This is a genomic window from Halomonas sp. H33-56, from assembly GCF_040147035.1.
GTDB classification, from domain to species: Bacteria; Pseudomonadota; Gammaproteobacteria; order Pseudomonadales; family Halomonadaceae; genus Halomonas; species Halomonas litopenaei.
In genome coordinates this window covers 2,694,630-2,718,348 of record NZ_JAMSHP010000001.1, presented here as the reverse complement: position 1 = coordinate 2,718,348, position 23,719 = coordinate 2,694,630, and the positions used below count along the sequence as shown (strand labels likewise).

Below are 23,719 nucleotides of genomic sequence, written 5' to 3'. Positions count from 1 at the left end.
TTCCCCGTCGGGGAAGGCGGCGCTCTGGTTTGGGGTGAGGACGCCTTGCAGCAGCAATGAAGTGTGTTTTTGGTAATAACGAAGTGGACGTTTAATTCCGACATGGCATAATGATGCCCGTTGTCATCGCCCGTTGTTCACTCTGGAGTCCACCGTCATGAGCCCTTCCCAGTTGCCTGCCCACAGTGGCTTTCCGGCCGGTAGCGTGAGTCTCGTCGGTGCCGGTCCCGGCGATCCTGAGCTTCTGACCCTGCGAGCCTGGCGGCGACTGTGCGAGGCCGAGGTGGTGCTGCACGATCGACTGGTCAGTGAGGAAATCCTGGCGCTGGTGCCGGCATCGGCGGATCGCTACTACGTCGGCAAGGCTCGCTCCGATCACAGCCTGCCCCAGCAGGACATCAATCGCTCGCTGGTCGACTGGGCTCGTCAGGGCAAGCGTGTGGTCAGGCTCAAGGGGGGCGACCCTTTCATCTTCGGTCGTGGTGGTGAGGAGCTTGAGACCCTGGTGGCCGAAGGCGTTCAGGTGGAAGTGGTACCGGGCATCACCGCGGCTTCCGGCTGCAGCGCCTACGCCGGCATCCCTTTGACCCATCGTGATCACGCCCAGTCGGTGCGCTTTATCACCGGGCACTTGAAGGAGGGGGGGTGCGAACTCGACTGGCGGGCGCTGGCAAGCCCTGGTCAGACGCTGGTGTTCTACATGGGGCTTGGCAGCCTCGACTACATCAGCCAGGGCCTGATCGGCGAGGGACTGAGTCCGGACACCCCGGTGGCGCTGGTCGAGCAGGGAACTACCCAGCGCCAGCGCGTCCATCTATCCAGCTTGGCTAATTTGCCGAAGTTGAATGATCGGGATATCATTCGACCGCCCACCTTGATCATCGTCGGCAGCGTGGTTTCGCTGCACGAGCAACTGGCCTGGTTCGATCATGCGCAAGCGGGGAGTCGTGGGTGGATGCACGGCAAGCATCCGTCACCCCGAGAACGTTCTTCGGATTGAACGTGCGCCATCGCTGGAGACTTCGCACCAGGCTCTGAATCCCCGCGTCTCGCGGGTCACCTGAGGTGAAGATGATGTTGTCCATTTCTCTGCGTCGTATGCTGTCCGGTCGATCGACCATGGCCGCCTGGGCGGCCGCCGTTGTTCTGGCCATGGCGTCGCTTGCGAGCGCGCCGGCAATGGCCCGTGACGACGGAGAGGTTGCTTCCCAGCGCGGCCAGGCTTCCTACTACAGTGATCGCTTCCAGGGGCGTCGAACCGCCAGCGGCGAGTCCTTCGACCAGCAGGCGCTGACCGCCGCCCATCGCAGTCTTCCCTTCGGTACCAAGGTGCTGGTCACCCGTCGTGATACCGGCCAGAGCGTCGAGGTCGAGATCAATGACCGCGGCCCCTTCGTCAAGGGACGGGTCATCGACCTGTCCAAGCGTGCCGCCCGCGAGCTAGGCATGCTCAAGCGCGGCACCGCGCCGGTCCTTCTGACCTACCTGCCCGGAGCGTGACCCGGGGCACCAACAGGGGCCACAAGCATCGGTACGTCGAAACGAAGATGTGCGATCGCAGGTGATCGACCAAGGCCCGCCAGGCAAGCCTGGCGGGCCTTGTCGTGTCTGCGCAACGATAGCAGGGCGCATCGTCACCGCGAGAACTGCTCGATCGCCCGGGTATCGACCGGCTGATCGTGAAATTCGCGCTGCCAGCGGGCGAGCAGGGCGGTGCGCTTCAACTCATCGAGGGTCGCCAGCAAGCCGGGGCTCAGAGGAATCGGCCTCAGGCCGTCAGGGTAGTCGCGGCGCATGGCGGTGGCGGTGCCCGGGCCATCCAGTTGGGGGTGCAGGGCGCCGAGTTCGCCGGCCTCGGCGATGACCCTTTGGCCGTCGGCGCTCAGCAGGTAGTCGATAAAGCGGCGCGCTGCCCCCGCGTGCGGCGCCTGGCGAGGCACGAAGGCCAGACGTCGAATGACCAGGGCATAGTCGTCAGGAATCACCAGCCTGAGCTCGAGGTCATCGGCGATCCTTTCCCGGGCATAGCTGCCCAGCACGTTGTAGGCGATGTCGTAGCGACCCTGCCTGAGGCCTTCCAGCATGGCGCCTGTGGTATTCACCAGGGCGGTATCTGCCTTGCCCAGCGCCGCCACAAGGTCCCAGTAGCGCGGGGACAGGCGCGACTCCTCGATGGCGTAGGTGTAGCCGGCGCCGCTGGAGGTGGGGTCGTAGGTGACCAGGCGTCCTTGCAGCGGCGAGCGCGCCTCGGCCAGCAGGCCGAGCAGATCGGCGCGGCTGTCGACGGGGCCGAGGCGCTGCTCGAGGCGGCGGCTGACCACCATCACGATGGGTTCGAAGGTAAAGGCAAACAGCTCCTGACGCCACTTGGCCGTGTCCGGCCAGCGCTGGGTGATGGCGGTGTCGATGCTCTGGGCGTGACCCTCGTTGACCAGCAGGTACTGCCAGGGCATGGCCGACGAGATGACCACATCGGCCTCTGCGGGGGCGTCGAGAAAGCGCTGATGCACGTCCAGCGTCGAGAAGTTGCGGTAGGTGATGGTGTAGCGCGGATGACGACGATGGAAGTCCTCGAGTAGCGGCAGGGCGTAGGGGATATCCAGGGCCGCGTGGATCACCAGCGCATCTGACGACTCTCCTGTACCTTCGAAGGTGACCTCATCGTAGGCTGGCTGCTGCGAGGCGTTCCCCGGGTATGCCTCGAGGGGGGAGTCGGCCCCTGCCTCGGGTATGGATTGCGCCAGGGACTCATCAGGCAGAAGCGACCACAGCGCCAGCGACGCCACCAGCGTGACAACGGCGGTCATCCAGGGGGGCAGCGCAAGGGTGCGGGATATCATGGCTGGCTCCGTGAAGGGGCGGACGTCGATCCCTTGTCGACGCCTTCGCCGAATTGCAGGCTGACTCGCAGGCCCGGCGGTGGTGCTTGCCGGGCGTCACCGAGGCTCAGTCGAGCGCCGTGGGTGCGGGCGATGCCGTCGACGATGGCCAGGCCCAGACCCGAGCCTTCGCTGGTGTGCTCACCGCGGTGGAAGGGGCGCAGTACCAGCAGTCGACGCTCGTGGGGGATGCCCGGGCCGTCATCGACGACCGCCAGCGCGATCGGGTTGGCGCTGACCTCGACGGTGATGTGCCTGGCACCGTAGTGGCAGGCGTTGTCGATCAGGTTGGCCAGCGCCTCGCCCAGCTGCCAGTCGAGCCCCCGCACGTGCACCGGTGCCTCTGGCGCTTCCAGTCCAAGGTCGACGCCGACGCGCTGACAGCGTTGCCAATGGGCCATCACCGCCTCACGGGCGACCTGAACCAGATCGGTGGGGGCCAGTTCGGGCTGGTACTCGGGATTGTCCAGGCGGGTCAGTGACAGCAGTTGCATGGCCAGGCGCGAGGCGCTCTGGCTGGTGGTCTGCATGGCGCCCAGGGCCGAGTGCCAGATGGCGGGGTCGTCCTGGCGCAGGGCCAGTTCGGCCCGGGCGGAAAGCCCCGCCAGGGGGGTGCGGAGCTGATGCGAGGCGTCGCCGATAAAGCGTTCCTGGTTGGCCTTGACCCGACGCATCCGTGCCAGCAGCTCGTTGACGGTGTCGCGCAGCTCGGCCAGCTCTCGCGGCAGCGGCAATTCCAGCGGTGCCAGGGTGCGCGGATCACGGGTGCGTATCTGGCGTCGCAGTCGTGTCAGCGGTGCCAGCGCCAGGCGAATGGCGATCAGCAGGGCGGCCACCGACAGCACCGCCACCGCCAGCAGGTAGGCGAGGCTCTGGCGAAACAGCTCGCCGCTGAGCGCGTCGCGCCCCTCGCGCGTGTGGGCGACCCGGATCTCGAAGGGCTCGCGCAGGCGCCAGTCCTCAAGCCGAGAGCGGCGCACGCCGAGGCGCAGAGGCATATCGTGGTAGTCAACGTCGCCATAGACGACGTCGCTTGCGTCCTGGGCGGCGCCTTCGATGCCGGGCAGGTTGGCGTTACCGGTGACCCGCTCACCGCGAGCGTCCACCAGGGTATAGAACACCCGTTCGTCGTGGCGCGAGGCGAGCATTTCCAGGGCCGCCGGGGGCAGATCGAGCCAGAGGCGATCGTCCTGCCACTGGGCCTGTTCGGCGATCGACAGACTGGCGGCGTCGAGCAGTCGGTCGAAGGCCCGGTCGGCGGTCTGGCGAGCGTCCAGCCAGGCCCGCCACAGCACCACCGAGCCGACGATCAGCATCGGCAGCAGCAGCCAGGTCAACAGTCGGCGATGCAGTGAATCCCCGCTCATGGTGCTTCCAGCAGGTAGCCGAGACCGCGCACCGTGCGCAGGTTCACTCGATGCCCCTGAAGGCGCTTGCGCAGACGATGCACGTAGACCTCGATGGCATTGTCGCCGAGTTCCTCCTCGCCGAAGGCTTCACGCACCAGGGTAGCCTTGTCCACCGGCTGGCCGGCGTGTCGCATCAGGCATCCCAGCAGGCGCTGCTCTCGCGGAGGCAGTGCCAGCGCCTCGTCGCCCAGGCTGAAGCGCTGGGCCAGGCTATCGAAGCTGAGTTCGCCCACGGTGATCAGGCCGGAGGGGGCGCGGCGACGCATCAGGGCGCGTACCCGGGCCTCCAGCTCCTCCAGCGAGAAGGGCTTGGCCAGGTAGTCATCGGCACCCAGGTCGAGCCCTCGCACGCGATCTTCTACCGCGCCGCGAGCGGTGAGAATCAGCACCGGGGTCGAGCTGTCGTGGCGTCTCAACGCCTCCAGCACCTCCAGGCCGCCGAGCCCAGGAAGGTTCAGATCCAGAAGTACCATGTCCAGTCGGTGATTTCCCTGGAGGCGGACGCGGGCGTCGATGCCGTTGTCGAGATGCACAACCTCGTGGCCTGCGATGCCGAGGGCATCGACCAGGGTCTCGGCCAGAAGCCGATCGTCTTCCACCAGCAGCAGTGTCATGCGCGCCTCCCTTGGGTGTCCCGCTGATCGATCAACTGTGTCACCGCCTCGTCGAGCCGTGTCGCGGCGGCCTGTGTGTCCAACCGTCCCTCGGGCCCGGACAGGGCCAGCCAGAGTTCGTGACGACCTTCCAGCGGCAGCCGCCGACACACCATGATGCCTCCCGCAAGGGCCGGCGCCGGAGCGTCGGTGTCCCGCAGGGGCCACTGGCTGCCGGGAACAAGGTCATGGCGCAGGCTCTGATCGGGCAGGGCGGCCAGGCGACAGTGAACCACGCCGGCGGTCACCTCGAGCAGGCTGGCGGTGTCGCCGAGTTGTCGCGCCAGGCCGTCGAGCAGCGGCTGGATCAGCGCCGCGAGATCGCGACTGGGGGCGTGGCGACGGGCGAGGCGCACCGGAGCACCGCCAATGCGCCAGCGGCCATCCTCTCCACGCTGGGTGTAGTCGAAGCGTTCCAGCGAGGCCAGAAGCCTGAGCAGGGTGCTCTTGTAGAAGCCGGTGGCGTCGGCCAGTTCTGCCAGACTGAAACTATCCTGAGGAGTATCGAAGACCTCCAGGACCGAGAGGGCCCGTTCGACCGCCTCGACGCGATCCTGTGCCATGTGAACCTTCCTGTCGGTGATAGCGAATGATGTCGCTGGCATTCAACTTTGGTCGGAATTACGCGATCGCGCGTTGACCCGGATGCTGTCCGGGCTTAGCTTTCCATCCAAGGGAACGACGTTCTGCCTTACAGAATTGTAAGCCAGGTGTCAGTTTCCAACAAGTGGAAATCTCGGCGCCGTCTCGGCGTCAATCGCGACGGGATGTCGGCTCGTGCCTCCTGTCAGCAGACAACAACAGAGGACTTCGTCATGTCCATGAACACGCCAGTCAAACTGATCGCCATCGCTGCCATCACCGGTGCAGCCAGCACTGCCGTTGCCTTTGAGCCCGAAGGCAAGGTCGAGTGCCTGGCGCCTGCCGACCCGGGCGGCGGCTGGGACTTCACCTGCCGCAGCGTCGGTACCGTGCTCGAAGAGCTGGACCTGGTGCCGCGCGGTGTTCAGACCGTCAACATGGCCGGTGCCGGTGGTGGCGTGGCTTACGCTCACACCGTCAGCAAGCGCGCCGGTGATGACCAGCTGCTGGTCGCGGCTTCCACCGCCACCACCACACGCCTGGCCCAGGGGCAGTTCCCGGGAATGACCGCCGACATGGTCAACTGGGTCGGCGCCCTGGGGGCGGACTATGGGGTCATCGCCGTCAGCGCCGACAGCGAGTACCAGGACCTCAACGCCATCATGGACGCGATCAAGGAAGACCCGCGTGCGGTGAAGTTCGCCGGTGGCAGCGCCAAGGGCGGCTGGGATCACCTCAAGGTGCTGATCGCGGCTCAGGCCGCCGGCGTCGAGAACCTGCCGAGGATCCCCTACCTGTCCTACAACAACGGCGGCGAGGCCATGACCCAGGTGGTCGGCGGCCACGTGGACGCCTTCACCGGTGACATCACCGAGGCCCAGGGTTTCATGGAGTCCGGTGACCTGCGCGTGGTGGCGGTGCTGTCCGAGGAGCGTCTGCCGGGCGAGTTCAGCGAGATCCCCACCGCCAAGGAGCAGGGCATCGACGCCGTGGGTCCGAACTGGCGCGGCTTCTACATGCCGGCGGATATTCCTGAAGACGCCAAGCAGTACTGGGTCGACGCCATGGACACCATCTACGAGAGCCAGGAGTGGAAGGACGTCATGGAAAGCAACGGCCTGATGCCGTTCCACATGAGCGCCGGTGAGTTCGAGACCTTCGTCAAGGAGCAGATCGCCGACATCAACCAGCTCTCCAAAGATATCGGACTGATCCAGCAATGAGCATGTTCAACGACCGCGTATTCGGGGTCTTGATGATCGTCCTGGCCGTCGCGTACGGCTGGGGCGCCACCCAGTTTCCCGAACCCTTTGGCGGGGCCGAGGCGGTAGGCCCCGAAACCTTCCCCTACCTGCTGGCCGTGGTGCTGGGGCTGTCCAGCCTGTACATGGTGGTGCGCCCGGATCCTGACAATGCCTGGCCCTGGAGCCGCACCGGCGTCGAGCTGATCATCGCCCTGGTGGTGCTGGTGCTCTACGCGGCCCTGCTGCAGCCGCTCGGCTTTATCCTGGCGACCCTGCTGGCGGTGGGCACCCTGTGCTGGCGCATGGGCGCGCCGCCGGTCAAGGCCTTCATTGTCGGCGGTATTTCCGGCGTGGTGGTATTTCTGATCTTCAACTTTGCGCTGGACCTGCCCCTGCCCCTGGGTGTGCTGTCCTTCCTGGAGGTGGGCTGATGGAAACCCTTGGCTACCTGATCGATGGCTTCGGGGTGGCGCTCGCCCCGCATAACCTGATGTTTGCGCTGCTGGGCGCCTTTCTCGGCACCCTGATCGGCGCGCTGCCCGGACTCGGCCCGGCCAACGGTGTGGCGATCCTGATCCCGCTGGCCTTTACCCTTGGGCTCAAGCCCGAGACCGCCCTGATCATGCTCACTGCGGTCTACGCTGGCGCCATGTACGGCGGGCGTATCTCGTCGATTCTGTTGAATATTCCCGGTGACGAGCCGGCCATGATGACCTGCCTCGACGGCTATCCGATGGCCCAGAAGGGCAAGGCCGCCGAGGCCCTGGCGATCTCCGCCATAGCTTCCTTCATGGGCAGCCTGATCGCCACCGTGGGCCTGATCCTGCTGGCGCCGATCCTGGCCGATTTCGCCCTGACCTTTGGTCCTGCGGAATACTTCGCGCTGTTCCTGCTGGCCTTCGCGACCCTTGGCGGTATCACCGGCAAGAACCCGATGAAGACCGTGGTGGCCGCCTGCATCGGTCTGATGATCGCGACCATCGGTATCGACAATACCGGGGTGCAGCGCTACACCTTCCAGGTGCTCGAACTTTACGAGGGTGTCGACTTCATCATCGCCATCGTCGGCCTGTTCGCCATCTCGGAGCTTCTGTTCTTTATCGAGGACCGTGCCGGCAAGGGCAAGAAGACCATCAAGGTCAACAAGCTCAAGCTTTCCTGGGCCGACATCAAGGGCATCATGCCTTCGAGCATCCGTGGCGGCATCCTCGGCTTTATCGCCGGCGTCCTGCCGGGGGCCGGTGCTTCGCTGGGCAGCTTTATCGGCTACACCCTCGAGAAGAAGGTGGTCGGCAAGAAGGGCTACTTCGGTGAAGGTGACCCGCGCGGCGTGGCTGGCCCCGAGGCCGGCAACAACGGCGCCTCCAGCGGTGCCCTGGTGCCCATGCTGACCCTGGGCGTCCCGGGTAGCGGCACCACCGCGGTGCTGCTGGCGCTGCTGATCTCGCTGAATATCACCCCTGGTCCGCTGATGTTCACCCAGAACGCGGACATCGTGTGGGGGGTGATCGCGGCGCTGTTGATCGGCAACTTCCTGCTGCTGGTGCTCAACATTCCGCTGGTCGGTATCTTCGTCAAGCTGCTGTCGGTGCCGCCGATGTACCTGTTGCCGATCGTCACCATGGTGGCCTTCGTCGGCATCTACTCGATCTCCAACACCACCTTTGATCTGTACTTCATGGTGGCCTTCGGGGTCGGTGGCTACATCCTCAGGAAGCTCGAGATCCCGCTGGTGCCGGTGATCCTGGGTCTGCTGCTTGGCCCCGAAATGGAGAAGAACCTGCGCCACGCCATGGACATCTCCGACGGCGACTGGACGATCCTGTGGGACAGCGGCCTGGCCATCGGCCTGTGGCTGTTCGCCGGTCTCGGCCTGATCCTGCCGTACATCGTCGGCCCGATCCTGAGAAAGCGCATGGAGGTTCAGACCGGCCACACCACACCGGGCGATTGAGCGACCCCGCTCCCGGTGGTTGACGAAGGCCTTCGGGCTCGACTCGACTAACGACCTTGGGCGCCCCGATGGGGCGCCCTTTTTTTGTGTGCATCATGACCGAGCGGGCGTATGCGGAGGCATATCAGCCCGCCGGCTGGTGTTGTCGGTCATCGATCCAGGTCCTGGCCAGCCAGCCGCCGGCCTCGGCGATCCGCCCCGGTGTCGAGCCGGCGTAGCCCAGCACCAGCCCAGGCATGGCATCAGGCGCCAGGTAGTGACCCGATAGCGGCGACAGGGTGACGCCTTCGCGCCGTCCGCGCTCGATCAGGCGTTGCTCCTGTTTCAGTGAGGCGAGCCTTGCCACCAGGTGCATGCCGGCCTGGCCGGCCGACAGTTCAAGTCCTTGCTCTACGGCAGGCGCCAGGGCCTCCCTTAGACAGGCTTGACGCTGTCGATAGCAGTGGCGCATGCGCGCGATGTGGCGAGAGAAGTGTCCCTCGACGATAAAGTCTGCCAGCGCTGACTGGGAGACGTACTGGCCTTCCCGATGCAGTCGCGCGTTGGCGCGGCGAAAGTCGTCCACCAGGGCCTCGGGAAGTACCAGGTAGCCGAGCCTGAGGCCCGGGTAGAGCACCTTGCTGAAGGTGCCGACGTAGAGCACCGGACCGCCCCCGGCCAGCCCCTGGAGGGAGGCCACCGGCGCAGTGGTATAGCGAAATTCGCTGTCGTAGTCGTCCTCGATGATCAGCGCGCCGTGGTGGCGGGCGAAGTCGAGCAGGGCGAGACGCCGTGCCACCGGCATCGTCACGCCGCAGGGGTACTGATGCGAGGGGGTGACATAGATCAGTCGAGGTGGCGGGCTATCCGGGGCGAGAGCCTCAGGCTGCATGCCCTGTGCGTCCACCGGTACCGGGACGGGCGTTAGCCCGGCCATGTTGAAGCAGGCCTTGGCACCGGCATAGCCGGGATCCTCGACCCAGACGCTGTCACCGGGGTCGGCCAGCAGGCGGGCGATCAGCTCGAAGCCCTGCTGGGCGCCCTGGGTAATCAGGATCTGATGTGGTTGGCAATTGACCGAGCGCGATAGACGCAGGTAGTCACACAGCGCCGTCTTGAGGGCGTGATGCCCGCCGCTGGTGGCGTAGCCGAAGGCATCCAGGCTGGCCTGGTGGCGATGGCGCCGTAGCAGGCGCTGCCACGCCTCGCGCGGGAACAGATCGAGGGCGGGGACGCCCGGGGCGAAGGCATCCCGGGAGCCCTCCATCTCGCCGCAGCTCTCCAGCAGGCGCTGACCTCGCCGAGAATGCCAGCGGCTCGCCTGGATGGGGGCGCCGGGCAACGGGCTGGGTTCGGGCAGCGCCAAAGACGCCACGAATAGCCCGGCCCCCGGGCGCGCCTCGACGAAGCCTTCTGCCACCAGGCGGTCCATGGCGGCAAGCACCGTGTTGCGGCCGATGCCGAGGTCCGCGGCCAGCCGTCGAGACGAGGGCAGGGCGCTGGCGGCGGGCAAGCTACCTTGCTGTATCCACTCGCGCAGGGCCGCGTACAGGCGCTGGGACAGCGAACCCGACGGGGGTTCGGCGGCGGGTGGCGCCAGGCGCATGGCCAGCGCTTCGGTGATCCATTCGGCGTGACGGTGAAGGCTGGGCACTGGTTCCCCTTTTCTGGACAGTATTGGTTCTTATGGTGGGACCACTATTGCGCAAGACTGGGTGCCTGTCATCCCGACGAGCCGGTGCGCCTCTGGCCAGCCGGCGCACACGACCGCCAATGTGAAAGGTGACTCATGAACCATGTTCGTCCTGCCTGTATCGCCGATCTACAACCCCTGAGTGAGCTGCTCGATGGCTACCGGGTGTTCTATTCACAGGAAAGCGACATCCAGGCTGCCCGCGACTTTCTCCAGACGCGCCTCGCGCTCGCCGACTCGCGCCTGCTGGTCAGCGACAACGAGGGTGTGCTCGAAGGCTTCGTTCAGCTCTATCCGACGCTATCCACGGTACGGGTGGGACCGCGCTGGACCCTGGCCGACCTGTTCGTGGCGCCCGAGGCGCGTGGCAAGGGGATCGGCCGTGAGCTGATGGAGGCCGCCGCGAACCTGGCGAGGGAGCAGGGAGTGGGCCAGTTGACGCTTAATACCCAGACCCACAACCACACCGCCCAGGCGCTGTATGAGTCACTTAACTGGCAACGCAACGACGCCTTCTACGCCTATACCCTGAACCTGGATGACCCTGCGGGCACATAAACTTCTACTTCTCGCAGTCAACATTGATGGATGCCAACCACTCTGAAGGAGCGCGTGACCCTTGTATCAGCCAAGACACTTCGCCATGACCGACGAAGACGCCATGATGGCGGTGGTCCGAGCCTATCCCTTTGCGACCCTGGTCACCGACGGTGACCAGGGGGTGTGTATCGACCACCTGCCCCTGATGGTCGAGCAGACGGCACAGGGCGCGCTGGTGCTGCGTGGCCATATCGCCCGAGCCAATGCCCTCTGGCGGCTGGGTGAGGGTGAGCGAGCAGACGCGGCAGCGATCGAGGCGGTGGCGATCTTTCATGGCCCCGACGCCTATATTTCGCCTGGCTGGTATCCCGACAAGCGCCGCCATGGTCGCGTGGTGCCGACCTGGAACTACCAGGTGGTGCATGCCCATGGTCGGCTCGTCTTCCCGCGTGAAAGCGATTGGCTCACCTCGCACCTGACGTCGCTGGTCGATCGCTTCGAGGCGGGCCGGGAAGCGCCCTGGGCGGTGGACGACGCCCCCGAAGACTACCTGGAGGGGATGCGTCGTGGCATTGTGGGGGTAGAGCTTGAGGTGACGCGCCTGGTGGGCAAACACAAGGCCAGCCAGCACAAGCCGTTGGAAGAACGCGAGGGTATCCGCGAAGGCCTTCGAGAGGATGGGCGTTCGGCTTGTGACGCTGCCGTGCTGTGTGGAGATGATCCAGCGCCAAGGTACGAAGGCGATTGACCCCTTGGACTGGCATTCGAGATCGGGCGACTGGTGGGCAAGCACTTGGCTGACTAGTACAAGCCCGGCAGCACAAGCCCAGGAAGAACGCGAGGGCATCCGCGAAGGCCTTCGAGGGGATGGGCTTGCTGACCACGCCGCCGCCGTGCTCAGTGGCGACCCATGACGACGATCCTGCGTGCGGGTATGAACAACGATGGAGTAAGGACGCGAGATGAATGACTGCCTGAGGCAGGCAACGCTGGAGGACGCCGAAACGCTGGCCGCCCTGGGGCGCCGCACCTTTTACCAGACCTTTGTCGACTTTTACTCCAAGGCGACCATGGAGCGCTATCTGAGTGATGCCTTTGACCTGGGAAGGGTGCAGCGCGAGTTGGCCTGCCCACAGTCGCGATTCTGGCTGCTGGAAGAGGCCGGCCGCAGCGAGACGGGTGAAGCGGGAAAGGAGCGCGAGGGCGTTGCCAAGGGGCCCGTAGCGGTCGGCTATCTCAAGCTCAACTGGGGGGAGGCCCAGACCGATCTGAGCGAGCACAATGGTCTCGAGATCGAGCGCATCTATCTGCTGGCCGAGGCCCAGGGCCGAGGGCTTGGCAAGATGCTGTACGACAAGGCCATCACCGAGGCGCGAGAACAGGCCAGGGCTTTCGTCTGGCTGGGCGTGTGGGAAAACAATCATCCCGCCATCGCCTTCTATCGCTCCCGGGGCTTTGTCGAGGTAGGCACCCACAGTTTTCAGATGGGCGATGTGGTGGACAGGGATCTGATCATGCGGCGTGATCTCTGACGTAGCCATCGCCATCGCCATCGACCATAAGGTCCCATGGATAGAACATCGCTGCACCACGATACTGCGAGGCCACCATCAATGGACAACAACAAGACGAGGGAATCTCTGTGAGTTATCGAATTGCCACCATCGCTGGTGACGGTATTGGCCCGGAGGTGGCGGGCGCCACGGTGCAGGTACTGCAAGCGCTGCTGGGTAGCGACGTGCTGCGTTTCGACTGGCTCGACGGTGGAGCGGGGCACTATGACAAGACCGGCGAGGTGCTGCCCCAGTCGACGCTGGACGCCTGTCGGGCCAGTCACGCCATCCTGCATGGAGCCGCCGGGCTGCCGGGGGTGACCTACGACGACGGTACCGAGGTGGGCAACGACCTGCACCTCAAGCTGCGCTTCGGACTGGACCTTTACGCTAACGTGCGTCCGATCCGCCTGCTGCCCGGGGTCGAGTCGCCGCTGAGACACCATCAGCCCGGTACCATCGACTATGTCATCGTGCGCGAGAACACCGAAGGCCTCTACGCCAGCCGCGGCGCCGGGGTGGTGCTGCGAGACGAGATGGCCAGCGACAGCCTGGTGATCACCCGCAAGGGCACCGAGCGAGTCGCGCGCTTCGCCCTGGAGCTGTCACGGCGACGTCAGGGCGCACCGAAGGACGGCAAGCGGCGGCTCACCGTCTGCGACAAGGCCAACATCCTCAGAAGCTACGCCTTCTTCCGTCGGGTATGCGACGAGGTAGGCGCCGAGTTCAACGACGTCGAACTCGACTATGCCTACGTTGACGCCATGACGGTGCACCTGGTCAAGCGCCCGGACTTCTATGACGTGATCGTTGCCGAGAATCTGTTCGGTGACATCATCTCGGACCTGGGGGCGGCCACCGTCGGCGGGATGGGGGTGTCGCCGTCTGCCGAACTGGGCGATCGCCACGGTCTGTTCCAGGGGGCCCACGGCAGCGCCCCGGATATCGCCGGGCAGGACGCCGCCAACCCCATCGCCACCCTGTTGTCCGGGGCCATGATGCTCGAATGGCTGGCGGTGGAGCACGCCGACGATCGTTTGTCTGACGCCGCCGGTCGGTTGCGTCAAGCGGTGGACGGCGTACTGTCCGATGGCCGGTATCGGCCCCGGGAATTCGGCGGCGATACCGGCTGCAGCGCCTTTACCGAACAGGTGCTCCGCCAGCTCGACCGTCTGCCAGCGTAATGGTACTAACGCGGCAGATTGAACAGAGTGGGCCAGTAATATGCGGTCCATTCTGGTGCCGGCCGTGGCGGGCTGCACCGGTGCTTGGCGCTGTGGTGGTGCAGAAGCAGGGGGCGGGGGAGCGAAGTGCACCATGCATGGTGCAATGGTGCGCACCTGTGGCGCGAGATGCTCTCCTGTGGCGCAAGGCAGGGTGGGTAAGCCCCCGTCTTGGCCGACGTAATGTCGGAATTTATAAATGTTTTATATGGCTGGCATGGGACTTGCTTGAAGTGGTGATGGAGGTCGACGTCGCAAGACGTCAGGCCTGAGCGATACAGCGGTTTTACCTGAACCGTTTGGCTCCCTCTCGACGATGGTCCATCACAACGACAAGGCAACCCCTGGAGGTTTCCCATGCCCACCGCTTCGATGTCTTCTACGCAGGTTTGTGCCCACCGTTCCAAAGCGCTTTCTAGAAAGGCGCTGGCCAGCCTGGCCGTGTCCACGCTGTCGCTGGCCATCGCCGCACCGGCGCTCGCCCAGGAGGACCCGATCAAGGTCGGTATCCTGCATTCCCTGTCCGGTACCATGGCGATCAGCGAGTCGACCCTGAAAGACACCATGCTGATGCTGATCGAGCAGCAGAACGAAGCGGGTGGCCTGCTCGGCCGCGAGCTTGAGCCGGTGGTGGTGGACCCGGCCTCCAACTGGCCGCTGTTTGCCGAGAAGGCCCGCGAGCTGCTGGCGCAGGAAGAGGTCGACGTGATCTTCGGCAACTGGACCTCGGTGTCGCGCAAGTCGGTGCTGCCGGTGGTCGAGGAGCTCAACGGTCTGCTGTTCTATCCGGTGCAGTACGAAGGCGAGGAATCCTCCGAAAACGTCTTCTACACCGGCGCTGCGCCCAACCAGCAGGCGATTCCTGCGGTGGACTACCTGATGAACGAGGTCGGTGTTGAGCGCTGGGTGCTGGCCGGTACCGACTATGTCTATCCGCGCACGACCAACAAGATCCTCGAAGCCTACCTGAAATCACAGGGCGTGGCCGACGAGGACATCATGGTCAACTACACCCCCTTCGGTCATTCCGACTGGCAGAACATCGTCTCCGAGATCAAGCAGTTCGGTGGTGCCGGCAAGAAGACGGCGGTGGTCTCCACCATCAATGGCGACGCCAACGTGCCCTTCTACCGGGAGCTGGCCAACCAGGGCGTCGAGGCCTCGGACATCCCGGTGGTGGCCTTCTCGGTGGGCGAGCAGGAGCTGTCCGGTCTCGACACCGCGCCGCTGGTCGGCCACCTGGCGGCCTGGAACTACTTCATGAGCGTGGATGAAGACGTCAACTACGACTTCATCGACGCCTGGTACGACTACACCGGCGACGACAACGCCGTCACCAACGACCCCATGGAAGCCCACTATATCGGCTTCAACATGTGGGCCGAGGCGGTGCGCAAGGCCGAGACCACCGATGTAGATGCGGTCAAGGAAGCGATCATCGGTGTGTCGGTGCCCAATCTCACCGGTGGCTACGCCACCATGATGCCCAACCACCACATCACCAAGCCGGTGCTGATCGGCGAGATCCAGGACAACGGCCAGTTCTCGGTGGTGTGGCAGACCCCGTCCACCGTGGCCGGCGACGCCTGGTCCGACTATCTGGAAGGCTCCCGCGATCTGATCAGCGACTGGCGTGCTCCGCTTGAGTGCGGCAACTACAACGTGGTGCAGGGTAGCTGCGGTGGTGGCTCAGACGTCGCCTCCAGCGAATAGAACATAACGACAAGGGGCCGGTGTGCACGGCGCACCGGCCCGGATCACGCCAACCCTGCCCGTGGTGCCGTCGGCACCCGGGTGTCTCAAGGGACCTCACCATGAATTTAATTGCAGGTCGTCACTGGCTGAGCGCGCTGGTGCTGCTTTGCCTCGTCGCCCTGGGGCTGGGCCAGGCTTGGGCTCAGGACGCCGGCGCTTCTAAGGCCGCGTCTTCCGACCAGGGGCCGGCGCTGTTGTCGGCGCTGGCCGAGTCCAGCTTCCGCGACAAGGAAGCGGCCATCGACGCCATCGCCGAGAGCGGTGACGAGCGCGCCCGGCGCTGGCTCGAGAGCTTCGCCGAGGGCAAGCTCGCCCGCGTCAAGGACAGCGGCGCTATCGTCGTGGTACTGGAAAATCGCGGTCGCAACTGGCCCGTGGCCGACGCCCTGACGCTGGAACCGGCGGGCAAAATATCGCGCCGCGAGCTCGACCGCGTCTCCATCAACAACAGTCTCAGGGGCTATCTGGACAGCACCCTGGCGCTGATCGACCTGCGTGTCGACGACCCCGCCCAGCGGCTGGCGGCGGCGCGGGATCTGCTGGGCGAGGTCGAGGCCGAGGCCGTCGATTCGCTGAGCGAGCTGGCCGCCGCCGAGAGCGACCCCGAGGTGGCCGCGACCCTGGAGCAGGCCATTGCCATCGCACGGGTCGAGCAGGGGGACGTCGCGGCGGTCGAGGCGCTGTCCGGCAGCCTCAATGGCCAGGCCAGGGCCGCGCTGATGCAGGCCAGCCGCAGCGACGACGTGGCGCTGGCGGAAGCCGCCCAGGCGGCGCTGGCCGAGAGCGAGCAGGCGCTCAAGCTCAACCGCGCCGCCGAGACGCTCTACTTCGGCCTGTCGCTGGGCTCGGTGCTGGTACTGGCGGCGATCGGCCTGGCTATCACCTTCGGCGTCATGGGGGTGATCAACATGGCCCACGGCGAGCTGATCATGCTGGGGGCCTACACCACCTGGGCGATGCAGCAGCTGTTGCCGGGGCAGCCGGGGCTTGCGCTGCTGCTGGCGATTCCGGCGGGCTTTCTGGTGGCGGCGCTGGTGGGTGTGGCCATCGAGCGAGGCGTCATCCAGTTCCTCAAGGGGCGTCCGCTGGAAACCCTGCTGGCGACCTTCGGCGTCAGCCTGATCCTGCAGCAGCTGGTGCGCACCCTGATCTCACCGCTCAACCGTACCGTGGTGACGCCCGAGTGGATGAGCGGCTCGCTGGTGATCAACGAGGCGCTGTCGCTGACCCTCAATCGCCTCTATGTGCTCGGCTTCGCCATCCTGGTGTTTGCCGCCCTGATGCTGGTGATGCGCCGCACCCGGCTGGGACTGGAGGTACGGGCGGTAACCCAGAACCGTGCCATGGCACGCTCCATGGGCATTCGCGCGACCCGCGTCGACATCCTGACCTTCGCGCTGGGGTCGGGGGTGGCTGGCCTTGCCGGGGTGGCGCTGTCACAGCTCACCAACGTCGGTCCCAACCTCGGCCAGAACTACATCATCGACTCCTTCATGGTGGTGGTGTTCGGCGGGGTCGGCAATCTGTGGGGCACCCTGGTGGCGGGGCTCTCGCTGGGGGTGATCAATCAGGTGCTGGAGCCCTGGGCCGGGGCGGTACTGGCCAAGATCCTGGTGCTGGTGTTCATCATTCTGTTCATTCAAAAGCGCCCGAGGGGACTCTTTCCCCAGAAGGGCCGCGCGGCGGAGGGCTGAGCGATGCCATCATCCCGACTATGGCTGGCTCGCCCGTTTGGCGAGCGGTCGACTCTGATCTTCCTGGCGGTGCTCGGTGCCACCATGGCGCTGGTGGTGGCGGCAAATCTGCTGCTGGCGCCGGAGCATCCGCTGCATGTCTCTACTTATACCGTTACCTTGCTGGGCAAGTACCTGTGCTACGCGCTGCTGGCGGTGGCGGTGGATCTGGTCTGGGGTTACCTGGGGATTCTCAGCCTGGGCCACGGCGCCTTCTTCGCCCTCGGCGGCTACGCCATGGGCATGTACCTGATGCGCCAGATCGGCGACCGCGGTGTCTACGGCGATCCACTGCTGCCGGACTTCATGGTGTTCCTCGACTGGGACAGTCTGCCCTGGTACTGGCTTGGCTTCGATATGGCCGGTTTTGCCTTTGTGATGGTGCTGCTGGCGCCGGGCCTGCTGGCGCTGGTGTTCGGCTTCCTGGCGTTCCGTTCGCGGGTCACCGGGGTCTATCTGTCGATCATCACCCAGGCGCTGACCTTTGCGCTGATGCTGGCGTTCTTCCGCAACGAGATGGGCTTTGGCGGCAACAACGGCCTGACCGACTTCAAGGAACTGCTGGGCTTCGACCTGTCCGCCGACGCCACACGACTGGGGCTGTTCATTGCATCCGGCGTGGCGCTGGCGCTGGGCTTCCTGCTGTGCCGCGCCATCGTGGTCAGCAAGCTCGGGCGGGTCTGCGTGGCGGTGCGCGACGCCGAGTCCCGCACCCGCTTTCTCGGCTACCGGGTGGAGCGCTATCAGCTGTTCGTGTTCGTCGTCTCGGCCATGCTGGCCGGGGTCGCCGGCGCCCTCTATGTGCCCCAGGTTGGCATCATCAACCCCAGCGAGTTCTCGCCGCTGTTCTCCATCGAGGTGGTGGTGTGGGTGGCCCTGGGTGGCCGTGCCACCCTCTATGGCGCGGTGATCGGTGCGCTGGCGGTGAACTACGCCAAGAGCGTGTTCACCGGGGTGATGCCGGAGGCCTGGCTGTTCGCGCTCGGTGCGCTGTTCGTGCTGGTGACGGTGCTGCTGCCCCAGGGCATCGCCGGGCTTTTGTCACGCTCTCGCCAGCAAGGCAGCGACGATGACAGCGACACGCAACCCGACACGCCAACCGACACGCTGGATGCAACCCCCAGGGAGGCCACCCCATGAGCTTTCTTCAGAGCCTGGCCGATCGCGATCGGGTCTTCGACTTCCTGGTCCCGGAACAATCGCCGGTCGACGTGCGCCACGGCCCGATCCTCTATCTCGAGGACGTGTCGGTGAGCTTCGACGGCTTCAAGGCCATCAATGATCTCAACCTGACCATCGACGACGGCGAACTGCGCTGCATCATCGGCCCCAACGGTGCTGGCAAGACCACCATGATGGACATCATCACCGGCAAGACGCGCCCGGATCAGGGCAGCGTGTGGTTCGGCAGCCGCCACAACCTGTTGACCAAGAACGAGCCGGAGATCGCCCGGCTCGGCATCGGGCGCAAGTTCCAGAAGCCCACGGTGTTCGAGGCGCTGACGGTGTTCGAGAACCTCGAGCTGGCGATGGCCATGGACAAGAGTCTGTGGCCGACGCTCAAGGCGCGCATGACCGGGGAGGTGCTGGCGCGAATCGAGGAGGTGCTCGAGACGGTGGGCCTGGCGTCGCTCAGTCGCCGCCAGGCGGGCATCCTGTCCCACGGACAGAAGCAGTGGCTCGAGATCGGCATGCTGTTGATGCAGCGCCCTCGACTGTTGCTGGTCGACGAGCCGGTGGCGGGGATGACCGAGCAGGAGATGGAGCGTACCGCAGAGCTGTTGTTGAGCCTCGCCGGCAAGCACTCGGTGGTGGTGGTGGAGCACGACATGGGCTTTGTGCGTTCGATCGCCCGCACGGTGACGGTGCTGCATCAGGGTTCGGTGCTGGCCGAGGGCAGTATGGACAAGGTGGCAAGCGACCCCAGGGTGATCGAGGTCTACCTGGGTGGCGACGAGGAGGCGGCATGATCGGACTGGAGCGAGTACCTCAGCAGTCTTCGGTAAGAGCGCTGTACTGGGCGGACGGCGCATCCCGCGGCAGGCTGGCCACGCTGTGGGCGAAGGTCTGCGGCCGGTGGGCGCGAGAGACAGGCAAGGAGGTGGATCGATGCTGAGCATTCGCGGGCTCAATCAGTTCTATGGCGAGAGCCACACCCTGTGGGATCTCGATCTCGACGTGCCCAGGGCGGCCTGTACCTGTGTGCTGGGTCGTAATGGCGTCGGCAAGACCACCCTGATGAAGGCGATCATGGGCGAGGTGCCGATCACCGGCGGTGAGCTTCACTACGCCGACGGTGTCGCGCTGGAGAAGCGTCGCCTCGAGGATCGCTCACGCCTGGGCGTGGGCTATGTGCCCCAGGGACGCCAGATCTTTCCGCTGATGACGGTTGAGGAGAACCTGCGCACGGGCCTCGCCGCCCGTGGTGATGGCCTGCGCCAGGTGCCCGAACGGATCTATGAGCTGTTCCCGGTACTCAAGGAGATGCGTCACCGGCGTGGCGGCGATCTGTCCGGCGGTCAGCAGCAGCAGCTGGCGATCGGGCGCGCCCTGGTGATCGAGCCGAAGCTGTTGATCCTCGACGAGCCGGGGGAGGGCATCCAGCCCAATATCGTCGCCCAGATCGGCGAAGTCATCCGTCGGTTGATCGCCGATGATGGGCTGACCGTGCTGCTGGTGGAGCAGAAACTGCCCTTTGCCCGTCGCTTCGCCGACCACTTCGCCATCCTCGATCGCGGGCGGAGAGTCGCCGTCGGTGATATCGGTGAGCTCGACGACGCCGTGGTGAAGCGCTACCTGACCGTCTGAGCGGTAGCGCGTCAATCAGGATGAATCGCTGCACATCAATGGTGCGCAATCGTAAGGTTGCGCACTTTTTTTGTGCGCGACCAAAGGCGTGCTTTTCTCTGGTGCAATCCTTGGTTGTTCTATAAGAAATTGAAAATTAAGTAGAAAAATAGAGATTCGAGAAGCTGGTACGGGGCTTGCACCTTGATTGGGCAATGGTGGTGGCCTTTTTTACTTTCGCTTGCCACGCCGACTCGACGGACCGCCCGGGAGAGCCATGAGCGCGCAGACAACACAGGATTCGACCGATCGGCACGGCCATCGCTTCGACGCGGGACGGCGCTGGGAGGCCAGCCTCGATCTCGGCTTTCGCCATGATGGCCAGGCCACTCGCCTCTATCGGGTGGATCATCGCGGCCCCCTGCGGGTGCAGCGTCCCTTCTACCCCGAAGGCCGCGACGGCACCTGCCACGTCTATCTGCTGCATCCCCCGGGGGGGCTGGTCAGCGGCGATATCCTGGATATCCAGGCGCGGGTGGGCGCGGGCGCGCGGGCGCTGCTGACCACACCGGCGGCCAACAAGCTGTATCGGGCCGACCGCAACGCCGTGGCCTGGTCCCAGCGCACTCGTCTGGTGGTCGAGGAGGGCGGGCTGCTCGAGTGGTTGCCCCAGGAAACCATCGCCTTCGACGGCTCGCGAGGGGTGCAGGCCACCGAGATCGAGCTTTCCGGCAGCGCCCGCTGCCTGGGCTGGGAGGTGCTGGCGCTGGGCCGGCCGGCCAGTGATCTGCCGTTTGCCAGCGGCCACCTCGAACAGCGCTTCCGGTTATCCCGGGACGGACGACCACTGTGGATCGAGCGCCAGCCCCTCGACCCTGACCATCGTCGTTTTCACGGCGCCTGGGGGCAGCGAGGGTGCAGCGTCCAGGCAACCCTGTGGGCGGTCGGGCTCGAAGACGAGTCCGCGGCGATCGAACGTCTGCGCCAAGGGTTGGGGCAGGGAGGGAATGACCTTGCCGGCAGTCCCGGCGCTGGTGAAGCCGAGCGCTGGGCCGTCACCGTACGTGATGGCGTCCTGCTGCTGCGCTACCTCGGTCACTCGCGGCGCGAGGCCTGGTCGCTGTGCGAGGCGGCCTGGACGTTGCTGCGTCCGATGCTGATGGATCGCGAGGCCTGTGTGCCACGCATCTGGTTTACCTGAATGTCATGCCGGGCGGGACAGGCGACCCCTGGCCACCCTGACCAACATCGAGGATGAAAGGATGGAGCTGACACCGCGTGACAAGGACAAGCTCTTGCTGTTTACCGCTGGCCTGGTGGCCGAGCGGCGACGCGCCAAGGGGCTCAAGCTGAACTATCCCGAGGCGGTGGCCTTGATCAGCTGCGAGATCATGGAGGGTGCCCGGGAAGGCCTGAGTGTGGCCGAGATGATGAGCCGAGGGCGCCAGATACTGGGGCGTGACGAGGTGATGGAAGGGGTGGCGGAAATGGTCGACGAGGTGCAGGTCGAGGCCACCTTTCCCGACGGCACCAAGCTGGTAACGGTGCACAACCCGATCTCGTGACGCTGCCAGGCCCCGGCTTGATCCGGGGGCGACGCGACAGGCTCATACGCTGATACCAATAGGGAGGGCGCGGGATGATCCCCGGAGAATACCAACTGAAGGACGGTGACATCGCCCTGTGCGAGGGTCGCGACAGGGTCACGCTGGAGGTGGCCAATCGCGGAGATCGACCGATTCAGGTCGGATCCCACTATCACTTCGCCGAGACCAACCCGGCACTGGCGTTCGATCGCGACAGGGCGCGGGGCTTTCGTCTGGACGTGGCCGCCGGCAGCGCGGTGCGCTTCGAGCCGGGGCAGAGCCGTGAGGTCACCCTGGTGAGCTTCGCCGGACGTCGTCATATCTACGGCTTTCGCGGTGAAGTCATGGGCGCGCTGGACGATGCCGGTGCACCCAGCGGCGACAGCGGCCAGGAGGACGCCCGATGAAGATCAGTCGTCAGGCTTATGCCGACATCTATGGCCCCACCGTCGGAGACCGGGTGCGCCTGGGAGACACCGAGCTGTGGATCGAGGTAGAGAAGGACGCCACCCACTACGGCGACGAGGTCAAGTTTGGTGGTGGCAAGGTCATTCGTGACGGTATGGGGCAGAGCCAGCGTCTCGACCAGACGGTGATGGACACCGTCATCACCAATGCCCTGATCCTTGACTGGTGGGGCATCGTCAAGGCCGACGTGGGCCTTCAGGCGGGTCGCATCGCCGCCATCGGCAAGGCCGGCAATCCAGACACCCAGCCGGACGTCACCATCGTGATCGGACCCGGCACCGAGGTCATCGCCGGCGAGGGCAAGATCCTCACCGCCGGCGCCATCGACGCCCACGTGCACTTCATCTGTCCGCAGCTGGTGGACGAGGCCCTGGCCAGCGGCATCACCACCATGCTGGGGGGCGGTACCGGGCCTGCCACCGGATCGAACGCCACCACCTGCACGCCGGGGGCCTGGCACATCCATCAGATGCTCAAGGCCTGCGACAGCCTGCCGATGAACATCGGTCTGCTCGGCAAGGGCAACGCCAGCCTGCCTGAGGCGCTGGAGGCCCAGATCGAAGCGGGCGCCATGGGGCTCAAGCTGCACGAGGACTGGGGTACCACCCCGGCCTCCATCGATACCTGCCTGAGCGTGGCCGAGCGCTACGACGTTCAGATCGCGATCCACACCGACACCCTCAACGAGTCCGGTTTCGTCGAGGACACCCTGGCGGCGTTCAAGCAGCGCGGCATCCATACCTACCATACCGAGGGCGCCGGGGGCGGCCACGCACCGGACATCATCACCGCCTGCTCGAAGGACTATGTGCTGCCGTCGTCGACCAACCCGACCCGGCCCTACACGGTCAACACCGTCGACGAGCACCTGGACATGCTGATGGTATGTCATCACCTCGACCCCAACATTCCCGAGGACGTGGCTTTCGCCGATTCGCGCATTCGCCGCGAGACCATCGCCGCCGAGGACATCCTGCATGACCTCGGCGTCATCTCGATGATCGCCTCGGATTCGCAGGCCATGGGACGCGTCGGTGAGGTGGTGTGCAGGACCTGGCAGACCGCTCACAAGATGAAGGTGCAGCGTGGTTTACTGCCGGAAGATCAAGAACGTGGCGCCGACAACCTGCGTGCCCGCCGCTATGTGGCCAAGTACACCATCAACCCCGCCATCACCCACGGCCTGGCCGATGAGATCGGTTCTGTCGAGGTGGGCAAGCTTGCTGACCTGGTGCTGTGGGATCCGGCCTTCTTCGGCGTCAAGCCGGCGCTGGTGCTCAAGGGGGGAATGATCGCCATGGCCCCCATGGGCGACCCCAATGCCTCTATCCCGACACCCCAGCCGGTGCACTACCGTCCGATGTTCGGGGCGCTGGGCCAGGCCGCCGCGGCGACCCGGGTGAGCTTTGTCTCTCAGGCCGCGCTGGATGCGGGGCTCAAGGATCGGCTGGGGCTTCAAAGCCGCCTGGTGGCTTGCCGGGATGTGCGTGCGGTGCGCAAGGGCGACATGAAGCTCAATGACCGTTGCCCGGATCTCAAGGTCGACGCCCAGACCTACGAGGTCACCTGCGATGGCGAGCTTCTGACCTGTGAACCGCTGGACGTGCTGCCGTTGGCCCAGCGCTATCACCTTTTTTGAGTCAGCGATGATGACGGTTTTCGACAGTGCCGCTGACAGTAC

General features: G+C 65.4%; 23 protein-coding genes. 18 read left to right on the top strand and 5 right to left on the bottom strand.

Features of this window, described 5'->3' with window-relative positions; genetic code table 11:
• Positions 1 to 157: 157 nt before the first annotated feature.
• Both cobA and NFH98_RS11670 read left to right on the top strand, forming a co-directional pair.
• Entirely contained in the window at positions 158 to 1,000 is an 843-nt protein-coding gene (gene cobA, locus NFH98_RS11675; RefSeq protein WP_045994011.1) for a uroporphyrinogen-III C-methyltransferase, read from the top strand.
• A 179-nt stretch (positions 1,001 to 1,179) separates the two neighbouring features.
• The gene (locus tag NFH98_RS11670; RefSeq protein ID WP_371931866.1) at positions 1,180 to 1,500 is read left to right on the top strand and encodes a septal ring lytic transglycosylase RlpA family protein; all 321 of its coding nucleotides are present in this window, start codon (positions 1,180 to 1,182) and stop codon (positions 1,498 to 1,500) included.
• 134 nt (positions 1,501 to 1,634) lie between these two features.
• Here the strand turns inward: NFH98_RS11670 and NFH98_RS11665 are convergent, their stop codons facing one another.
• From NFH98_RS11665 to NFH98_RS11650, 4 genes are read right to left on the bottom strand one after another with little or no spacing between them, the layout of a single operon-like run.
• Positions 1,635 to 2,840, bottom strand: coding sequence for an ABC transporter substrate-binding protein (locus NFH98_RS11665; protein WP_349622733.1), 1,206 nt, complete (start codon positions 2,838 to 2,840; stop codon positions 1,635 to 1,637).
• On the bottom strand, positions 2,837 to 4,246 hold the full coding sequence (locus tag NFH98_RS11660) for a sensor histidine kinase (RefSeq protein WP_222516534.1): 1,410 nt from the start codon (positions 4,244 to 4,246) through the stop codon (positions 2,837 to 2,839). The genes NFH98_RS11665 and NFH98_RS11660 overlap by 4 nt, the downstream gene beginning before the upstream one ends.
• Positions 4,243 to 4,902: a response regulator transcription factor gene (locus tag NFH98_RS11655; RefSeq protein WP_349622732.1), complete on the bottom strand. Its 660-nt coding sequence runs from the start codon at positions 4,900 to 4,902 to the stop codon at positions 4,243 to 4,245. Before NFH98_RS11655 ends, NFH98_RS11660 begins: the two co-directional genes overlap by 4 nt.
• Positions 4,899 to 5,504, bottom strand: coding sequence for a helix-turn-helix domain-containing protein (locus tag NFH98_RS11650; protein WP_213227107.1), 606 nt, complete (start codon positions 5,502 to 5,504; stop codon positions 4,899 to 4,901). The genes NFH98_RS11655 and NFH98_RS11650 overlap by 4 nt, the downstream gene beginning before the upstream one ends.
• A 252-nt stretch (positions 5,505 to 5,756) precedes the next feature.
• Here NFH98_RS11650 and NFH98_RS11645 point away from each other — a divergent pair, with 252 nt between their 5' ends.
• The 3 genes from NFH98_RS11645 to NFH98_RS11635 are packed head-to-tail and all read left to right on the top strand — an operon-like array spanning position 5,757 to position 8,721.
• Positions 5,757 to 6,746 carry a Bug family tripartite tricarboxylate transporter substrate binding protein gene (locus tag NFH98_RS11645; protein WP_045994007.1) on the top strand — a complete coding sequence of 330 codons (990 nt, stop codon included), beginning with the start codon at positions 5,757 to 5,759 and terminating at the stop codon, positions 6,744 to 6,746.
• A complete protein-coding gene (locus NFH98_RS11640) occupies positions 6,743 to 7,198 on the top strand; it encodes a tripartite tricarboxylate transporter TctB family protein (protein ID WP_045994006.1) in 456 nt (151 codons plus the stop codon). Before NFH98_RS11645 ends, NFH98_RS11640 begins: the two co-directional genes overlap by 4 nt.
• Positions 7,198 to 8,721 (top strand): tripartite tricarboxylate transporter permease, encoded by a 1,524-nt coding sequence (locus NFH98_RS11635; protein WP_108133069.1) that lies wholly within the window; start codon positions 7,198 to 7,200, stop codon positions 8,719 to 8,721. The genes NFH98_RS11640 and NFH98_RS11635 overlap by 1 nt, the downstream gene beginning before the upstream one ends.
• Before the next feature lie 124 nt (positions 8,722 to 8,845).
• Here NFH98_RS11635 and pdxR read toward each other — a convergent pair whose 3' ends face one another.
• Positions 8,846 to 10,306: a MocR-like pyridoxine biosynthesis transcription factor PdxR gene (gene pdxR, locus NFH98_RS11630; RefSeq protein ID WP_222516712.1), complete on the bottom strand. Its 1,461-nt coding sequence runs from the start codon at positions 10,304 to 10,306 to the stop codon at positions 8,846 to 8,848.
• A gap of 183 nt (positions 10,307 to 10,489) precedes the next feature.
• On the opposite strand from pdxR, the gene NFH98_RS11625 reads away from it, so the two are divergent.
• The 13 genes from NFH98_RS11625 (at position 10,490) to ureC (ending at position 23,677) form a co-directional block, all read left to right on the top strand.
• On the top strand, positions 10,490 to 10,951 hold the full coding sequence (locus NFH98_RS11625; protein WP_045992505.1) for a GNAT family N-acetyltransferase: 462 nt from the start codon (positions 10,490 to 10,492) through the stop codon (positions 10,949 to 10,951).
• A 61-nt stretch (positions 10,952 to 11,012) separates the two neighbouring features.
• Positions 11,013 to 11,681, top strand: a complete 669-nt coding sequence (locus NFH98_RS11620) for an FMN-binding negative transcriptional regulator (RefSeq protein ID WP_222516532.1) — start codon at positions 11,013 to 11,015, stop codon at positions 11,679 to 11,681.
• A 214-nt stretch (positions 11,682 to 11,895) separates the two neighbouring features.
• Positions 11,896 to 12,465: a GNAT family N-acetyltransferase gene (locus NFH98_RS11615; RefSeq protein WP_348826554.1), complete on the top strand. Its 570-nt coding sequence runs from the start codon at positions 11,896 to 11,898 to the stop codon at positions 12,463 to 12,465.
• A 110-nt stretch (positions 12,466 to 12,575) separates the two neighbouring features.
• The gene (locus tag NFH98_RS11610) at positions 12,576 to 13,670 is read left to right on the top strand and encodes an isocitrate/isopropylmalate dehydrogenase family protein (protein ID WP_348826553.1); all 1,095 of its coding nucleotides are present in this window, start codon (positions 12,576 to 12,578) and stop codon (positions 13,668 to 13,670) included.
• Positions 13,671 to 14,066: 396 nt separating this feature from the next.
• The gene (gene urtA / locus NFH98_RS11605; RefSeq protein WP_349622731.1) at positions 14,067 to 15,422 is read left to right on the top strand and encodes an urea ABC transporter substrate-binding protein; all 1,356 of its coding nucleotides are present in this window, start codon (positions 14,067 to 14,069) and stop codon (positions 15,420 to 15,422) included.
• Positions 15,423 to 15,523: 101 nt separating this feature from the next.
• Positions 15,524 to 17,158 carry an urea ABC transporter permease subunit UrtB gene (gene urtB / locus NFH98_RS11600; RefSeq protein WP_222516529.1) on the top strand — a complete coding sequence of 545 codons (1,635 nt, stop codon included), beginning with the start codon at positions 15,524 to 15,526 and terminating at the stop codon, positions 17,156 to 17,158.
• Positions 17,159 to 17,161: 3 nt separating this feature from the next.
• Positions 17,162 to 18,337 carry an urea ABC transporter permease subunit UrtC gene (urtC, locus tag NFH98_RS11595; RefSeq protein WP_222516528.1) on the top strand — a complete coding sequence of 392 codons (1,176 nt, stop codon included), beginning with the start codon at positions 17,162 to 17,164 and terminating at the stop codon, positions 18,335 to 18,337.
• The gene (gene urtD, locus NFH98_RS11590) at positions 18,334 to 19,167 is read left to right on the top strand and encodes an urea ABC transporter ATP-binding protein UrtD (RefSeq protein ID WP_045992499.1); all 834 of its coding nucleotides are present in this window, start codon (positions 18,334 to 18,336) and stop codon (positions 19,165 to 19,167) included. Before urtC ends, urtD begins: the two co-directional genes overlap by 4 nt.
• A 139-nt stretch (positions 19,168 to 19,306) precedes the next feature.
• Positions 19,307 to 20,005 (top strand): urea ABC transporter ATP-binding subunit UrtE, encoded by a 699-nt coding sequence (urtE, locus tag NFH98_RS11585; RefSeq protein ID WP_045992498.1) that lies wholly within the window; start codon positions 19,307 to 19,309, stop codon positions 20,003 to 20,005.
• Positions 20,006 to 20,261: 256 nt separating this feature from the next.
• Positions 20,262 to 21,185, top strand: a complete 924-nt coding sequence (locus NFH98_RS11580; protein ID WP_108133077.1) for an urease accessory protein UreD — start codon at positions 20,262 to 20,264, stop codon at positions 21,183 to 21,185.
• Between the two features lie 61 nt (positions 21,186 to 21,246).
• Positions 21,247 to 21,549, top strand: a complete 303-nt coding sequence (gene ureA / locus NFH98_RS11575; RefSeq protein WP_045992496.1) for an urease subunit gamma — start codon at positions 21,247 to 21,249, stop codon at positions 21,547 to 21,549.
• Between the two features lie 74 nt (positions 21,550 to 21,623).
• Positions 21,624 to 21,977 carry an urease subunit beta gene (locus NFH98_RS11570; RefSeq protein ID WP_045992495.1) on the top strand — a complete coding sequence of 118 codons (354 nt, stop codon included), beginning with the start codon at positions 21,624 to 21,626 and terminating at the stop codon, positions 21,975 to 21,977.
• On the top strand, positions 21,974 to 23,677 hold the full coding sequence (gene ureC / locus NFH98_RS11565) for an urease subunit alpha (RefSeq protein ID WP_045992494.1): 1,704 nt from the start codon (positions 21,974 to 21,976) through the stop codon (positions 23,675 to 23,677). Before NFH98_RS11570 ends, ureC begins: the two co-directional genes overlap by 4 nt.
• The last annotated feature ends 42 nt before the right edge of the window (positions 23,678 to 23,719 follow it).

What these genes read in the sequence shown, in the direction of transcription:
- ureA (WP_045992496.1), top strand. Translation starts at nt 21,247, where the DNA reads ATGGAGCTGACACCGCGTGACAAGGACAAGCTCTTGCTGTTTACCGCT.
- NFH98_RS11625 (WP_045992505.1), top strand. Translation starts at nt 10,490, where the DNA reads ATGAACCATGTTCGTCCTGCCTGTATCGCCGATCTACAACCCCTGAGT.
- NFH98_RS11635 (WP_108133069.1), top strand. Translation starts at nt 7,198, where the DNA reads ATGGAAACCCTTGGCTACCTGATCGATGGCTTCGGGGTGGCGCTCGCC.
- urtE (WP_045992498.1), top strand. Translation starts at nt 19,307, where the DNA reads ATGCTGAGCATTCGCGGGCTCAATCAGTTCTATGGCGAGAGCCACACC.
- NFH98_RS11615 (WP_348826554.1), top strand. Translation starts at nt 11,896, where the DNA reads ATGAATGACTGCCTGAGGCAGGCAACGCTGGAGGACGCCGAAACGCTG.
- urtD (WP_045992499.1), top strand. Translation starts at nt 18,334, where the DNA reads ATGAGCTTTCTTCAGAGCCTGGCCGATCGCGATCGGGTCTTCGACTTC.
- cobA (WP_045994011.1), top strand. Translation starts at nt 158, where the DNA reads ATGAGCCCTTCCCAGTTGCCTGCCCACAGTGGCTTTCCGGCCGGTAGC.
- ureC (WP_045992494.1), top strand. Translation starts at nt 21,974, where the DNA reads ATGAAGATCAGTCGTCAGGCTTATGCCGACATCTATGGCCCCACCGTC.
- pdxR (WP_222516712.1), bottom strand. Translation starts at nt 10,306, where the DNA reads ATGCGCCTGGCGCCACCCGCCGCCGAACCCCCGTCGGGTTCGCTGTCC.
- NFH98_RS11660 (WP_222516534.1), bottom strand. Translation starts at nt 4,246, where the DNA reads ATGAGCGGGGATTCACTGCATCGCCGACTGTTGACCTGGCTGCTGCTG.
- urtB (WP_222516529.1), top strand. Translation starts at nt 15,524, where the DNA reads ATGAATTTAATTGCAGGTCGTCACTGGCTGAGCGCGCTGGTGCTGCTT.
- NFH98_RS11670 (WP_371931866.1), top strand. Translation starts at nt 1,180, where the DNA reads ATGGCCCGTGACGACGGAGAGGTTGCTTCCCAGCGCGGCCAGGCTTCC.
- NFH98_RS11640 (WP_045994006.1), top strand. Translation starts at nt 6,743, where the DNA reads ATGAGCATGTTCAACGACCGCGTATTCGGGGTCTTGATGATCGTCCTG.
- NFH98_RS11650 (WP_213227107.1), bottom strand. Translation starts at nt 5,504, where the DNA reads ATGGCACAGGATCGCGTCGAGGCGGTCGAACGGGCCCTCTCGGTCCTG.
- NFH98_RS11655 (WP_349622732.1), bottom strand. Translation starts at nt 4,902, where the DNA reads ATGACACTGCTGCTGGTGGAAGACGATCGGCTTCTGGCCGAGACCCTG.
- NFH98_RS11665 (WP_349622733.1), bottom strand. Translation starts at nt 2,840, where the DNA reads ATGATATCCCGCACCCTTGCGCTGCCCCCCTGGATGACCGCCGTTGTC.
- urtC (WP_222516528.1), top strand. Translation starts at nt 17,162, where the DNA reads ATGCCATCATCCCGACTATGGCTGGCTCGCCCGTTTGGCGAGCGGTCG.
- urtA (WP_349622731.1), top strand. Translation starts at nt 14,067, where the DNA reads ATGCCCACCGCTTCGATGTCTTCTACGCAGGTTTGTGCCCACCGTTCC.
- NFH98_RS11580 (WP_108133077.1), top strand. Translation starts at nt 20,262, where the DNA reads ATGAGCGCGCAGACAACACAGGATTCGACCGATCGGCACGGCCATCGC.
- NFH98_RS11645 (WP_045994007.1), top strand. Translation starts at nt 5,757, where the DNA reads ATGTCCATGAACACGCCAGTCAAACTGATCGCCATCGCTGCCATCACC.
- NFH98_RS11570 (WP_045992495.1), top strand. Translation starts at nt 21,624, where the DNA reads ATGATCCCCGGAGAATACCAACTGAAGGACGGTGACATCGCCCTGTGC.